The sequence below is a fragment of the Phycisphaeraceae bacterium genome, from assembly GCA_020851465.1.
In the GTDB taxonomy this organism is placed as follows: domain Bacteria; phylum Planctomycetota; class Phycisphaerae; order Phycisphaerales; family Phycisphaeraceae; genus JADZCR01.
This window is the reverse complement of record JADZCR010000017.1, coordinates 58,003-72,257: the sequence shown is the minus strand read 5'-3', so window position 1 is coordinate 72,257 and position 14,255 is coordinate 58,003. Positions and strand designations below refer to the sequence as shown.

16 protein-coding genes are annotated in these 14,255 nt (G+C 56.3%); 9 read left to right on the top strand and 7 right to left on the bottom strand.

What is annotated here, in order from left to right; genetic code table 11:
- Positions 1–82: 82 nt before the first annotated feature.
- On the top strand, positions 83–1,348 hold the full coding sequence (locus IT444_13000) for a hypothetical protein (protein ID MCC7193686.1): 1,266 nt from the start codon (positions 83–85) through the stop codon (positions 1,346–1,348).
- Positions 1,349–1,455: 107 nt separating this feature from the next.
- Here the strand turns inward: IT444_13000 and IT444_12995 are convergent, their stop codons facing one another.
- Both IT444_12995 and IT444_12990 read right to left on the bottom strand, forming a co-directional pair.
- Positions 1,456–1,953, bottom strand: a complete 498-nt coding sequence (locus IT444_12995) for a glutathione peroxidase (GenBank protein MCC7193685.1) — start codon at positions 1,951–1,953, stop codon at positions 1,456–1,458.
- A 245-nt stretch (positions 1,954–2,198) separates the two neighbouring features.
- Positions 2,199–2,927 (bottom strand): DUF3467 domain-containing protein, encoded by a 729-nt coding sequence (locus IT444_12990; GenBank protein MCC7193684.1) that lies wholly within the window; start codon positions 2,925–2,927, stop codon positions 2,199–2,201.
- Positions 2,928–3,181: 254 nt separating this feature from the next.
- Here IT444_12990 and IT444_12985 point away from each other — a divergent pair, with 254 nt between their 5' ends.
- From IT444_12985 to IT444_12975, 3 genes are all read left to right on the top strand, one after another.
- Positions 3,182–3,520: a hypothetical protein gene (locus IT444_12985; protein ID MCC7193683.1), complete on the top strand. Its 339-nt coding sequence runs from the start codon at positions 3,182–3,184 to the stop codon at positions 3,518–3,520.
- Between the two features lie 277 nt (positions 3,521–3,797).
- Positions 3,798–4,127 (top strand): carboxymuconolactone decarboxylase family protein, encoded by a 330-nt coding sequence (locus IT444_12980; GenBank protein ID MCC7193682.1) that lies wholly within the window; start codon positions 3,798–3,800, stop codon positions 4,125–4,127.
- 103 nt (positions 4,128–4,230) lie between these two features.
- A complete protein-coding gene (locus tag IT444_12975) occupies positions 4,231–5,013 on the top strand; it encodes a hypothetical protein (protein MCC7193681.1) in 783 nt (260 codons plus the stop codon).
- A gap of 11 nt (positions 5,014–5,024) precedes the next feature.
- Here IT444_12975 and IT444_12970 read toward each other — a convergent pair whose 3' ends face one another.
- The 3 genes from IT444_12970 to IT444_12960 form a co-directional block, all read right to left on the bottom strand.
- Positions 5,025–6,020 (bottom strand): hypothetical protein, encoded by a 996-nt coding sequence (locus IT444_12970; GenBank protein ID MCC7193680.1) that lies wholly within the window; start codon positions 6,018–6,020, stop codon positions 5,025–5,027.
- A 61-nt stretch (positions 6,021–6,081) separates the two neighbouring features.
- Positions 6,082–6,702, bottom strand: coding sequence for a DUF447 family protein (locus tag IT444_12965; GenBank protein ID MCC7193679.1), 621 nt, complete (start codon positions 6,700–6,702; stop codon positions 6,082–6,084).
- A 41-nt stretch (positions 6,703–6,743) separates the two neighbouring features.
- Positions 6,744–8,123 (bottom strand): dihydropteroate synthase, encoded by a 1,380-nt coding sequence (locus tag IT444_12960; protein ID MCC7193678.1) that lies wholly within the window; start codon positions 8,121–8,123, stop codon positions 6,744–6,746.
- A gap of 192 nt (positions 8,124–8,315) precedes the next feature.
- On the opposite strand from IT444_12960, the gene fhcD reads away from it, so the two are divergent.
- From fhcD to mch, 3 genes are read left to right on the top strand one after another with little or no spacing between them, the layout of a single operon-like run.
- A complete protein-coding gene (gene fhcD / locus IT444_12955; GenBank protein MCC7193677.1) occupies positions 8,316–9,275 on the top strand; it encodes a formylmethanofuran--tetrahydromethanopterin N-formyltransferase in 960 nt (319 codons plus the stop codon).
- Positions 9,272–10,051: a formylmethanofuran dehydrogenase subunit C gene (locus IT444_12950; protein ID MCC7193676.1), complete on the top strand. Its 780-nt coding sequence runs from the start codon at positions 9,272–9,274 to the stop codon at positions 10,049–10,051. Before fhcD ends, IT444_12950 begins: the two co-directional genes overlap by 4 nt.
- The gene (gene mch, locus IT444_12945) at positions 10,039–10,989 is read left to right on the top strand and encodes a methenyltetrahydromethanopterin cyclohydrolase (protein MCC7193675.1); all 951 of its coding nucleotides are present in this window, start codon (positions 10,039–10,041) and stop codon (positions 10,987–10,989) included. Before IT444_12950 ends, mch begins: the two co-directional genes overlap by 13 nt.
- A 40-nt stretch (positions 10,990–11,029) precedes the next feature.
- Here mch and IT444_12940 read toward each other — a convergent pair whose 3' ends face one another.
- Positions 11,030–11,959 carry an aldo/keto reductase gene (locus IT444_12940; GenBank protein ID MCC7193674.1) on the bottom strand — a complete coding sequence of 310 codons (930 nt, stop codon included), beginning with the start codon at positions 11,957–11,959 and terminating at the stop codon, positions 11,030–11,032.
- Between the two features lie 105 nt (positions 11,960–12,064).
- Between IT444_12940 and IT444_12935 the strand changes: the two genes are divergently transcribed.
- Entirely contained in the window at positions 12,065–12,652 is a 588-nt protein-coding gene (locus tag IT444_12935; protein MCC7193673.1) for a DNA-3-methyladenine glycosylase I, read from the top strand.
- 4 nt (positions 12,653–12,656) lie between these two features.
- Here the strand turns inward: IT444_12935 and IT444_12930 are convergent, their stop codons facing one another.
- On the bottom strand, positions 12,657–13,655 hold the full coding sequence (locus IT444_12930) for a site-specific DNA-methyltransferase (protein MCC7193672.1): 999 nt from the start codon (positions 13,653–13,655) through the stop codon (positions 12,657–12,659).
- A 250-nt stretch (positions 13,656–13,905) separates the two neighbouring features.
- Between IT444_12930 and IT444_12925 the strand changes: the two genes are divergently transcribed.
- The gene (locus tag IT444_12925) at positions 13,906–14,166 is read left to right on the top strand and encodes a ferredoxin family protein (GenBank protein ID MCC7193671.1); all 261 of its coding nucleotides are present in this window, start codon (positions 13,906–13,908) and stop codon (positions 14,164–14,166) included.
- Positions 14,167–14,255 lie beyond the last annotated feature (89 nt).

Genomic DNA, 14,255 nt, shown 5'->3' with positions numbered 1-14,255 from the left:
GACGGAGGGAAGGAAACGGGTAAACTTCGCCGCATTCACCTTGAGTTCACCACAATTGGTCGCTATCAACCGGAGATACCGCGTGCATCCTGACTTTGAAATCGTTCCGATCATCCCCTTCAATGACGGTCAGGCTGAGGGCAAGAAACTGGGACGTCAAAAAGTCCGTCAGGCAATCCGAGCAGCTCTCAAGCATATTGCACTGCGAGAAACGCTGGGTGCGATGAGCCAGGCAGGACTTGAGAGATACGTCATCAACAGGCTGGAGACGCCGCCGGACTTCAATCAACTTCCCGAGTTGGCTGATATTTACCCCGAGCGGATTGATTATCTTCGCGGATTCGCACAAGGGGCGGATTGTCCGCTGGCGGAGGCAGCAACACTTCAGTACCTGGAGATGCGCGTTCTTCACGATAACTGGTGGCGCAGTCTTCAGTGCTTTCCTCCGCAGAGCCGTCGCATGGAGGAAGGGCATTGCTCCGGGGCATTGATGGTCGGCCCTGACGGTGTGATCGGCGCGCACAGTCTGGAGTCCGCTCCCCCGCCCAAGCCGCGCAGCTATCGTCACCGTCCCGCCAAGCCGTTCCGCCGACTTAAACCAAACATCGTTCGACAGGGCAAGATCATTCTCCGCAGGCCGCGCACTGGTTATGTCATGGAATGGGGTGTCGGCAATGAACGCGGTGTCGCTGGAGTCTGCGCCACTTCGTGCAGCACATTTCTGGATGATCCGATTGAGGACACCTGGCCGGTGAATCAGGTACCGCTCCTGCGCTTTGCGCGCGACGTACGCCACCTGGAAGAACTGATCGCGCGGTACGCGCTGCATAACTGGGGCAGACATTCGGCGATTTATGGCGACCCGGCGGGAAATGCGGTGGCTGTCGAACATAGCTTCCGTCGCGTTGGGTTCCGACGACTCGACCGTAACAAAGCGGACGTGATCTGGTGTACCGAGGGACATTTCGAATCGCCGGAGATGAATGCGTTTATCCGCGCAAGGCGGCTGGAATATTTCAATCAAGCCGGCAAACATCTCGGCGCGCCGGATAACGAGTACTTCACGGATTCCGCGGTACGGTTCGTACACATCGGCCAGTTGTGCCACGAGCCGTGGGGGCTGGGTCTGGATCACCTGCGGCGTGTCATGACCGACCACGCACCCTTTCCACGGGCTGTCTGTCGTCACGGCGGGCCGGATACCGCCGCTTACGACACATCGGTCACGATGGCATCCACAATGACCAACATCACGACCAATACTTCCTACATACGCCGCTGGAAGCCGTGGAAGAAATGGTGCTGCCAAGTGCCGGAAACCATCACGCAAGGCCCAGCCAGACCATGAGGTGCTCGTGTCTAATCCACCCTCTCTCCACATACACGAAGGAGGCGGCTGTGCGCGCACCACAGAATGTCTGTCCGCGAGAGACGGATTCGAGCAAGCCCGATTTCTTACGGCTTCTTCGCCAGCTCGATCTCGATAGCCTTGACGACTTCGGGTGACTCAGGTGTGGTCTTAGGCTCAAACCGCGCAACAACCTGACCATTGCGACCGATGAGAAATTTTTCGAAGTTCCACGAGATGTCACCCTTTGTCTTACCGATCGGATCCTGCTCTGTCAGGTATTTGTAGAGCGAAGCTTTGTCATCACCCTTGACGGAAATCTTGGAAAACATATCGAACTTGACGCCGTAATTTTTCTGACAGAACTGATGAATCTCTTCATTGGTTCCCGGTTCCTGCTGGCCGAAATTGTTGGCAGGAAACCCAAGAATTGAAAATCCCTGATCCTTGTATTTTTCATGCAGGGCCTCAAGCCCCTTGTATTGCGGGGTCAGCCCGCACCGACTGGCAACATTCACCATCAGCACGACGTTGCCCTTATATTTGGAAAGGTTCACGTCATGGCCGTCAAGGCTCTTCATCGTGTAGTCAAGTACCGCGGGCATGTGTGGGTTCTCCTGTGATTGTGGTTGAGCGGCTGGTGTCTCTGCTTCCATCCTATCTGCCGCAGCAACAGGCAGGACAACAGACTCAGGTTGTTTAGCTGACGCGGAAACAGGTGACGGTGAAGCTGTGCTGTGTGTTTTGGATTTAACACACGCGATCATGGCAAGTCCGGCGACAACCATCATGAGAAAGCTAGTGAATCTGCGCATTTGCGGTCTCCCGGAATTGTTATGCGAAAAACTTGTCAACCGTCCGTCGGTGGGTGCTCAGCCGATGACGACGAATCCGTTGCATCTCCACCACCCTTTCCAGACGTATCAGGGGTGCCGGGGGACGATGGTGGAATGGAGCCTGGGCTTGGGGGCTGAGGTTGTTGCTGCCCAAGCGGCAGGTTTTGCCTCGCCGCAAGCAACCGCTTTTGATGATCGTTGAAAGTCTGCGCTAAGGAGTCAAGCAGTCGCGGAGCATGAGGTGCTGCGAGATAGACTCGACATGAAACCGACGACCGCGGGAAAAAGCTCGTGATGAAGTCAAGACAGAATTCGGCGGGTGTGTGACCGATCATCACGCCGTTGGCATATACACCGCTGAGTCGCTCATCAGGCAGTTTCAGGTCGTCATAGATTTCCTGGATGGTCGGTCGTCGGTCGGTTGAGGGCTTTGGTAACGGCGGAATAGGCCCATACTGATTGATGTATTTCTGGATGTTGTCCCGAAGTACCGCAATCACGCTGGGAACAACACCGGTTGCCATGACGACGCGAGCGACGACCTGGTGCGGTCGGGCCATGCGGACCAGAAAATCGAGAACGAACTCGGTGGGATTGGACAGGACGATCACGCCGGTGCTGAAGACACCACGGGCAACCTCATCGGGCACACGTGCGGAAACCTGCTGATGTCGAAACTCCCCGGTGATAAAACCGGAGTCAAAGCCGCCGCCTGAACCGGGTGGCATGGGGTTACCGCTCATCGTTCACTCCATGGACGCGGGGGCTTTCCCCCCGTTGAATCAAAAACAGATAAATCAGCCCTGCATCCTACGTCAATCCCGATTAGAATGGGAGTACCGGGAAAATACCCGGGACATACCTCCGGGCAGATGATGCCCGGATTCACAGCACGGACGGGGGATTTTTTTACAATGGTCAACAGTCGATGCCCGGGGCCAGCGTGGTCTTGGATCGAGCTGGTATAGGTGAGAAAGCTCAAGGAAAGGATTGACGAATGCGAAAGATCATGTTGGTAGCGGTACTCATGGGTCTGCCATTACTTGGCTTGACGGCCTGTGGCGAACAGAGCGAGACGGACAACGCCATCGACCAGGCTGCGAGCAAGGCCAAAGAAGTGAACAAGCAAGTTCACGAAAAGGCTGAGCAAGCTAAAGAAGCCGTGAAGGAAACCGCTGATGCAGCCAAAGATGCAGCGAAGGACGCCGCTGCGAAGGTCGAGGAAACAGCCAAGGATGCAGCAGAAAAGGCTGAAGAAGTAGCCAAGGACGCTAAAGAGCACGCGGAAGACGCTGCTCACGAAGCGGGTGAGAAGGTTCAGGACAGCATGCACTGATCCAGGACGTGCCGATCCTGTATCGGTCACGAACGGCATCAGCACAAACTTGGCCAAACTCACCGAAGCGGATCGACTCCGCACTCGGTGACAGTCCTAACGACTTCTGTGGAGGATCACTCCGCACTCGGCAGGGAATCCGGCTAGGTTTGCATCACAACGAAAGGTGGTTCGGCTTCACAGCCGAGCCACCTTTTTTATTTGAAAATTCCCTCGCCACTACGAACCGACTCGACTTCGACAAAGAAGACAGCCGTAATCCGCATACAATGCCCTGATGCCAAATCCAGAACCCAAACTGCCGGCTACCTTCAAAGACTTCATCACGAAGTTCCCCGAACTCGGTGAAGCCCATGAGCAAGTCGCCCACGCGGTCGCCGCGGCTGGCCCTCTGGACGCAAAAACGTGTGAACTAGTCAAAATCGGCTTGTCTATCGGAGCTGGACTCGAATCGGCTGTCCGCAGCCATGTGCGCAAGGCAATGCAGGCTGGAGCCACGGAAAAGGAAATCGAACAGGCGGTGCTCCTGGCTATGAACACGCTCGGCCTGCCGCGCACCGTTGCCGCGTGGACCTGGGCTCGAACACAAATCGAGCGCGGAGTGTGATCCGTTCGATTTTCGTAAACCTCATCCCACCCGGTTACGTATCAACTTCAGCGTACATCTCGTTGCTTTCAGCCCGGCTGGTCTATATCCCGGAGTGAGAGCCATGAATCAAGCGTTGCATCTCGCCGACACCTCAGACTCCGCCTCTGCGTCGTTTGCTCAGGAGTTCGAGCAACTCCCCATCCTGACACACGTAGAGACCGACCGATTCTGCGACCAATGCGGGTACAACTTACGGCTCGTGCCGATACGGCGTGATCCGCGCACAGCCGTACCTTTTTGTCGCTGCCCCGAATGCGGTAAGTTTCACGCTGCCAATGACGCCAGTACCTCCGGTCGGCTCTGGCTCTATCGCGTCAGCCGCATCCTGCTGCTCCTCTGGCTAACGGCAGCTTGGGGTGCCGCAACCGTCATCGTTATTGCCCAGGTCGGCATCATCACGCTGATGTTCGATCAGGCTCGCATGTGGATGCTCTATGGCGCACCGAATGTGCCAACAGAGGCGAAGGTAGCTGTAGTCGGAACAGCCGTTGTGCTCTCTCTCTTGCTGGGGCTGCTGACATCCTCAATCTGCACTGTGGGCTTTTCACATTGGAAGTGGTGGTCATTCCTGCTGGCGGCTTTGATCTGGCCTACGCTCGCCGTGCTGATGATCTGGCTTTACATGATTAACAACATGCGGAATCAGATCGATGCAGCACTGCCCTTCGTCTGGTTGCTCACCGGTGCCAACGTGGTCGGCGGCATCATCGGCATCTTTGCGGGGAGACCTCTTGCAAGAACGATGGTACGGGCACTCCTCCCGCCGACAATCTGGCCGGTGCTGTCATATCTGTGGACGATCGACGGAAAACCTGCGCCGACGGGTGAAGTCGGCAGCCGCTGAAATCACATGAATTATCGCGTCTCACGGGAAGCAGCAATGCTCCGAACCGTTGATCCGTGATTATCCGCAGCGGTAACGATCACCTCGCCCGTCTTGGCTAATCCAAACTCTGACTCTATATCGTTCGCCAGTTTTTCCGCGGACATTTCGTTACTCATCACTGCGTAGAGTGTCGGCCCCCAGGAACTCTGCCCCACGCCGCGCACCCCCGTGCCGCGTACATGATCGACGATCCGAGCCAGAAGCGGGTCTGCGTAGATACCGCCCTGTGCTGTTGCAAAGCATTGTCCGGCGAGTTGCTGAAGTTCAAAGAGTGCCTGGCCAAATGCGTCGATATCATGCTCGATCAACCCGGGAGCTAACCCCAGCAGTACGAGTTGACTCATCCGAGCGGTCAGTTCTGTGGGGATCGCTGGCATATCAGCAAATGCGTGGTGCTCTCTTTCCCCGGCAAGCCCTTCCAATACACGGGGCCTGATAAGCACGATCCGCCACTCCTGCGGAAAGGGATGTCTCATCACCATGGGTGAAAGTTTTGATGACGGCAGTTTGCCGCCCTCAACGATAAAACCACCATGATGAAATGCATGAACTCCAATCGCTGAACGCTTGCCACGACCGGCCAGTGCTGCAAACTCGACCGATGAAAGATCATCATGTTCGATGAGTTTTGTGATGGCACGGGAGACCGCCATCGCCAGTTGCGTGCCGCTTCCAAGGCCGGTGTGCGGCCGAGGCGCACGGACAATCTCGATTTCAATTGGTGGAATCTCACCCCAACCCGCAGCGGCGGCGTTGGCGGCAAATCGCTGCGCAAACTCGTTCGCACGATCAGCAAGCGGGCCGGTGGCGGTAAATCCGGTCGAACCGACCCCCGCCTGACGGACTCGCACCACCACCTCCGGCCGCTGCACCGCCAGACCAGCTCCGCCAAACTGACGACGATCATCGCGGCTGTACGCGAGCAGTCCAAAGTGCAATCGAGCTGGAGTACGGACCTCAATCATGGCGTGAAATTGGGATGACAACCGAATGCGGAAAAATGCTGGCTGTGTACATCATTCTACGTTACGAACGGGCTATCGCACGGGACTCAACCGCACGGCGCAATTCTGCCATGGCCTGCTGCTCAGTATCAGAACCCGTCTTGTCCACAATCACCTGTAGCCGACAAAACTCATCGAGCACCGGCTCCACGCCGCTCAAATGGACACGTGTCGCCAGAATCGCCGCTTCGATCACCGCATGGCGAGCACGGTTGAACCCAAGAAAATCACGCAGCACACCCACATGGGCCACTTCCGCCCGAATCGTCGTTCGTTCCTGCTGATCCTCAAGCTCCGTAACGCGCAGTTCATAAAATCGACACGCACCCATGAGGATGATGCCTTCGATCACCTCCGCGGCTCGCACCGGCACGCCTGGACCGGGTGTGATCTTTCCTATCGCTGCACGGGCGATCATTGCAGCGTCATCAGTGATGTGGAACACGCCTTGTCCGGTGGCCTTGAGATTTTGGTAGGTCGTCGAAGTCTTAAACGGACGAAGGATCAATCGTGTAAGACCGGGATCAACAATCGGTCCCATGGGTGCGATATTCACCCGCGACACAGCCGGCGCATCGCCAGGTGCCAGCGTCGTCATCACGCCTTCGAGTAATAACCAGTCTGACGGATAGGGAGGTTTCATACACTCAGCAGCCTTTGTCCTCCAATGAGTGTGACACGGGACTACTGTCCCTTCTTGCGTCGTTCATGGGCACTCGATTCCTGACGTGTCAGCATGCCCCATCGCAACGACTGATCCTGAGTGTAGTTTTTTCCGAGTGTCAAAGCGGTGACCGCTTTGGCCATTTCATAGCCGACATAAAACGCATGTGAGGGGTCGAGCGTCCCCGACGGCAGACGATCAAATATCTCGAAGGGATCGTCTCCTGTCAGGTGAAAATCTTTGTTCATCACATGCAACTTGCCGCCCGCGGCAAAGATCCGCAGATTACGGTCCGTCAATCCAGCAGCAAGCTGTGCCAATTCATCATCCGGAACCACGCGGAGCTTCGGATCACGCAGCATGACAAGCTGGTCATCAATCCGCTTTGGCGGGGTTTGACGTGTTACTGCGTATCGCATCACCCGCCGTGCAAGATCCAGTTCCCTGACGCTCGATCGTGCCCAGTTGATTACCTGTGTGGTCAACACGCTCCGCACGCCGACTTCCTGGCAGAAGCCGGCTAATAACGTGTTTACACCAGCAGAATCGACTCCCGTCATCTCCGTCAGATTGCCGACACCCATCATCAATTCTGCTGAAGGATACTTGCGGCGGGTTTCGAGATATCGGCCAAGCGATTCGGCAAAACCAAAGCCAATCGGCTCGATGATCGGATCGATGCGGTATCGGATGCCGCGCGCTTCGAGTACCGCGACCGTCTCATCAAGTCCGCGCATTGTTTTCGGCTCATCCGGTACAACGACGACTTGTGCACCATGAACCTGGGCGGTCGTGGCATTCGAGGTATTAACGCTCAACACCAGTTCCGCACCCGCTTGAGTGGCAGCGGCCACCTCATCGTGATGGAATGAGTCGATGGATACACGAAACTCCAAAGCCCGCAACTGACGGACCACCTCGCGTACTCCCATCCATGCGACACGCCCGCTTCCCGGCGGCATCGGATCACAACCAATGTCGATCACATCCGCGCCGTCTGCACGATAGCCCTCCGCTATCTCGATAATCTGCTCCATACTCAGGCGGGCGGCATGATTGATTTCCGCGATGATCTCAATGTCGTACTTCCCCAGATCATGACCGCTGCTGTGCTTTTGACCAAACAGCTCAGGCAGGTCATGCAGGTCAGTCGGCCCCGTCTCAACCGGCACTCCCAGCTTTTGCGCGATCAGCGATATATCGCCACGGCAATGACCGGGCAGGATGACACGATCGACAGCCACTCCCGTGGGTAATTCCAGCTTTCGCGCGACCCAGTCGGCAGTCATCAACGCAGCAACTTGAATGTTGAGCGTCAGCACACACGGTGTGACAACACCGCTTTCCGCCAGTCCACCGACTACACGCCGTAGAGCAGGCTCAGCAAGTGTGCCGGTCACAAACGCGACTCGTGGCACTAACTTGGATGGTTGATCGATGACCGAGGATCGACGACCGATGGCTTTTCTCCTGACGTTGCAACTGATCTGCTTTCCCTCCGGTGGGCTGAGCCGAACCAGCGTAAGTTTTCATGTATTCGGACGCCTGTCAGCCACTTTCATCGTACCTCGTCGAGTTACAATCGCGCTGTCATGGAAATCCGCGGGACCATTATCGAAGACACTTTTGCCGAAGCCTTCCGGATGTGGGCGGCGAGGTTGATCGTAACTGCCATCGACCTCGACTGGGTAAAGATCGCTGCGCAGGAGGTCTGCGGCTATGGGACCAGTGTGATCGGCTGTGACACAGAGGCTGGTGTCGAGCGGTGGTTAAATCCAGACCATGTAGATACGGATGAGGAAACGCCGGATGACCGAGCCGGCGCGTCGCTGCTCTTTTTTGCCTTCAACGCTGACAAACTTGGTAAGGCACTGCCCAACCGAGTCGGTCAATGTTTAATGACATGCCCGACGACCGCTGTGTTTGACGGTCTAACCGACACGACGGTGACAGAGGACACCGCCCGACTCCCCCTTGGAGCAAAGTTACGTTTTTTTGGTGACAGCCATCAAAAAAGCAAAGTGCTCGGCGGCAGACGGTTTTGGCGCGTTCCCGTCATGGACGGCGAGTTTGTCTGTGAAGATTCCGTCGGTGCGGTCAAGGCGATTGGCGGCGGAAACTTTCTCGTTTGCGGTACCGATCAGAAAACAACGCTCACCGCCACACGCCGCGCAGTGGATGCCATCGCTTCGCTACCCGATGTCATTACGCCTTTTCCGGGTGGCATTGTGCGCAGCGGCTCAAAAGTCGGTTCACGCTACAAGGGAATGTTCGCTTCGACCAACGACGAATACTGCCCAACCCTTCGATCACGCGGTAAATCAAAACTTCGCGACGGTGTCGGCTGCGTCTATGAAATTGTCGTAAACGGTCTGACCAAAGAAGCCATCAATCGCGCAATGCGTATGGGAATCGAGGCGGCGTGTGGTGAGGGAATTATCGCGATCAGCGCAGGTAACTATGGAGGAAACCTCGGCAAATTCCATTTCCGGCTGCATGAAGTCATGAGTGGAGCAGCAGGTGAGCAGCAACGAATCGGGGGCAAACCATGAATGGATACACGCTCACCTGGAAAGGCGCTGCGGCCCCTTACCCAGTCGATGGCAGCATCTTCCGGCCGGACACACTCGGTGCGCTCGACACAAAAAGTCTGAGGCAACAGACAATCCGAATCGGCAGCACGGATGTGGCCCTGGGTGAGCTTTTTGGTATCGAGACGCAGCGTGAGCCGCAATTGACGCTTCGAGTCAGTCCCGATCTGCGACTCCATCGACTCGGTGCGCAGATGCAGCAGGGAAAGCTCATCGTTGAAGGCGATGCGGGAGATGATCTCGGCGCATCGATGAGCGGAGGCACGATCCATATACGGGGCAGTGCGGGTGATCGTGTCGGCGGGCCGGACACAACTCGTGATCGCGGCATGACTGGCGGCCGCATCATCATTCAAGGCAACGCGGGCGACCATGTCGGCCTGCGTATGCGGCGTGGAACCATCGCCATTGCCGGCGAAGTCGGCTTGAGTCCCGGCTATCGGATGCTCGCAGGAACTATCGCGCTGGGGAGCGGGCCGTTTGATTATCCAGGACTTGAGATGAGGCGCGGCACACTGCTGCTGCTTGATCCTTACGCCGCTGTTTTGAAAACGCCGAACTTCCGTGAAGAAGGCGTCTTTGACACCGTGTCATTTCCGATCATTCGTTTGATGCTTGGGGACATGAAGTTGCCGCAAATCCTCGCCAGGCGCGGCAGATTGCCTCAGCGGATGCGACTGTTCACGGGTGACCATTTTGAGCTGGGTAAAGGAGAGATCTGGCAGTGGGTGAACTGAACCTCAACATGCGAGCGATGCGGGTCGCCGACGAACTGGCAGCACGGGCAGCCGAACTGGGAGTAAGCGTACAGACCATTGGTGGTGCTCGGTACATCGACTCCGGTGTGGCTCAACCGGGCAGCTTTGGCGCAGGATTACTGGTCGCTCGCACTTGCATGGCGGACCTGGGAAGCGTTGCCTTAGTGCCTTCGCGGATCAAAAACATCCCCCTGCCGGCAGTCACGGTCACCTGCGACAAACCACTGGCTGGGTGCATGGCCTCGCAATATGCGGGATGGCAGATCAAAGTGGGTAAGTATTTCGCCATGGGTTCAGGTCCAATGCGCGCAGCCTATGGCAAAGAAGAGCTGTTTAACGACATTGGTCTGCGCGAAAAGTCCTCTGTGGCCGTCGGGGTGCTGGAAACCAGTGAAGCACCGACCGCTGAAGTCGTTCAATACATCAGCGAAAAGACAGGTGTGCTACCCACCCACCTAACACTCATTGCGGCACGCACTGCCAGCTTAGCTGGCGGGGTGCAGGTCGTCGCCCGGAGTGTTGAGACCGCGCTGCATAAACTCCACACACTTCGCTTCGATCTTAGTCGTGTTGTTGCTGGCTTCGGCAGTGCGACGCTGCCGCCGGTCGCAAAAAACGATCTCGCTGCGATTGGACGGACAAACGACGCGGTTCTCTACGGCGGTGAAGTCACACTCTGTGTCACCGGTGACGACGAATCTCTTGCCCAGATCGGCACTAAACTGCCCTCCTGCGCGTCATCGGATTACGGCGAGCCTTTCAAACAAATCTTCAAACGCTACGAGTACGACTTTTACAAAATTGATCCACTGCTGTTTTCTCCCGCCGTCGTGAGTCTTCAGAATGTGCAGACAGGCAAGGTGCAGACCTTCGGCAAAGTAAACGAAAACGTATTGGCGGATTCGTTCTTTGGTTGATGCTGACGGTACAGGCAAATGCGATTGTCGGGTTAGATGGTCAAGTCTGCCCGGTCCAGGTTTGCCCGCTCTGCCGCTGAGCATCTGCGAATGCAGCACGTATTTTCGTTACTGCCTCAGGATCCAGACTGCCTTTTTCGGCGGCCTCGACATTGGCTTTGGCGTTTACAGGATTTGTGGTGCCGATGATGGCGGTATTGACTTCCGGAAACGAGAGCGTAAACCGCAGCGCAATCCCCGGCCATGCGGACTCGGGCTTCACCTTAGCGTAGCCGAGGTCAGCGAGGTTCAGACCCATTGCGGTAAAACGCTCCTTGTAGGTCTTGACATAGCCTGCATACACGCCGCTGTGGTCACTCCGCCAGGGTGCATTGGCGAGTGGACGTTTTGCAATGATGCCGACGTTATGTTTTCGCGCTGCCGGCAGAACTAAATCGATGTTGGCTTGATCGGCAATGTTGATGGAAGTTTCAATCACAGCGATATCGGGAAGCGTCGCTGCATAGGCAGCTGCTTCGTTGTCACCGGAGTAACCAGCGAAGCGAATTTTCCCTGCCTCGCGTGCTTTGACCAGCGCACCAACCGCCTCACCCTGACGAAGTACCTTCAGATCACACGAATGCAGCAACATGACATCGAGCCGATTCACCTTCAACCGTTGGAGTGAGCGGTCGATCGTCTGCGTGATGAGTTTCTCCGACCAAGGTTCGCCCTCCACCTGCGGGACCGAACCGCCGCACTTGGAAATCAGCACATATTCACCACGGCGATGCGAAATCGTCTGGCCGATGAGTTCTTCGGAACCGTGATAGCTGGCAGCGGTGTCAATAACATTGACCCACTCGTCAAGGAGCAGGTTAAGAATGCTGCTGACACGAGCCTTGTCGGTGGCGAGATAGCCGATCTCCGCCCCGCCGAAACCCAGTGCTGTCACTTGAAGACCGGTTTTACCTAAGGGTGTTTTCTTCATCACTTGCAATCGTAGCCGGGGAATGTTGATTCGCCGACAATCGTTTGAAAATAAGATTCTCGGAACTTTGCCAACCAACCGCTGACCATCGACAATCCTTCGACTATGAAATGTCCATGGGCTACGAACGATCGACTGACTGCCTATCACGACAACGAGTGGGGTATCCCGCTGCATGATGAGCGGCGACTGTTCGAGATGCTCATCCTTGAGGGGGTACAGGCCGGATTAAGCTGGGATACGGTGCTCCGCAAGCGGGACCGCTACCGAGAAGTATTCGATGGATTCGATCCCGAAAAAATCGCTCGATACGACGCTCGCAAAGTACGACAACTCCTGACGGACCCGGGCATCATCCGCAACCGCGCCAAAGTGGCCGCAGCCATCGGTAATGCCCGCGCATTTCTGACACTTCAGGAGGAACTCCGCCGTCAACGCCTTTCTTTCGATGCTTATCTCTGGTCTTTTGTGGGCGGTAAGCCGATCTGTCTGCGCCCGCAAACGCTCAAGGACATACCCGTGACAACACCTGAATCGCATGCCCTGAGCAAAGCCCTGCTCACCAGAGGATTCAAGTTTGTCGGGCCGACGATCTGCTATGCGTTCATGCAGGCCGTGGGCATGACGAATGACCATCTCGTGACATGCTTCCGCGCGGCTCCGGAGCGATCAGAAAAAAAATCGTCGCGGTAAATCCTCATACTGCGAGAGACTTTTTGCGTTCGGGTTTCTTCTTGGGTTTGCCTCGCTCAATGCCCTTCTGGGACTGGGTGGTGGTCAGAATCTGGCCGGTCTCCATCGCATGACGGACACGCTGGTCAGCCTTGCGGGCGTATTCTTTGCTCAGCTCGCATCCGAGCCATCGCCGCCTCAGCCGGGCCGCGGTTGCGAGCGTGGTGCCGCTGCCAACAAACGGGTCGAACACCAGATCACCCGGATTACTGGAGAGGTTGATGATGCGCTCCAGCAGAGCCTCAGGAAGCTGGCAGGGATGCCAGCCAAGCCTTTCCTTAAACGTGCCGCAGAGACGCGAGAGATACCACGTATCACCCTCAGCATCGAAGAGCCACTGGGGCGCACTGCGGCGATCCTCAATGGCGACCTGCGGACGCAGATACCACGTGTCATCAGGGAGTTTGCCGGCAGGGTTGGCGCGGACGTCAGCGTATGTCGTCTGTCGCGCGCTGGGCACAGCCACCGCCTCACGATTAAAGGTGAAAGGTAACTCGACCTGGCCGCCTACTGAACCTTTGACGTTGAATCTGGATTTATCAAACGCTGCTTTTCCCACCGCATAAAAAAGGTGCGCGTGGCTGCGATTGAACTTTGCTTTGCAGTTCTGTCCGAATGTGTAATGCCAGATGATCCAGTTGCGGAACACCAGCTTGCGATCGTGTTCAAGTTTCTTGAGATGCAGCCGCGTTTCCGCTGCGTATTCATCGCCGATGAGGATGTAAAACGAACCGGTGGGCTTGAGCAGTTCAGCGCAGGCGTCAATCCAGCGAAAGGTCCAGTCAAGGTACTCGTGATCGTCGCGTGTGTCTTCGTAGGCGTCGTATTTGTAGCCGATGTTGTACGGCGGATCGGCGAAGATCAGGTCAATACTGCCGGCTCCACCATGTTCAGCCCACTTTCGCATGGCGGCGATGCAATCACCCGTCACGATCTGATTATTCGGGAGCGGATTATCAGCCATAGCGGGATTGTACAGAGGGCTTTTAAGGGCGCAATGTTGAATGCTCTAGTTAGGCCCAAGTGTTACGAAGAGAATTAGTTGCATAGTTTTCCGGCGTGGTGGCTCGAGGAGTTAATAAATCTAAACGGCATTCGGTTGATTGCCACGCTGCTGCGCCGGACTAGCGATTGGAACCGTTGAGTGGTTGCCCTATACTTAAAGGCCCGCTGGACGTGTGAAGTTGTAAGTCCGCGGAAAGAAAGGAAGTGTCATGCCGCACATCATTGCCGAGCCTTGCATCGGTACGAAAGATACCGCATGCGTGGCGGTCTGCCCTGTGGATTGCATCCATCCCACAAAGGATGAGGCTGAGTTCGCCACCGCCGAGATGCTTTACATCGATCCCGACACCTGCATCGACTGCGGTCTGTGTGTGGACGAGTGCCCGGTCAAGGCGATTTTCCCTGAGGAAGATCTGCCCGCCGAATGGGCCGCCTATATCGCCAAAAACGCGGAGTATTACAAGAAGTAGTACCCCCGGTGATTTGCCGCAGACGGTTGAGATAGTGTGCGGCAAGCCGGAATACTTCAAAGCTCCGCGCGAAAGCGTGGCGCTTTTCT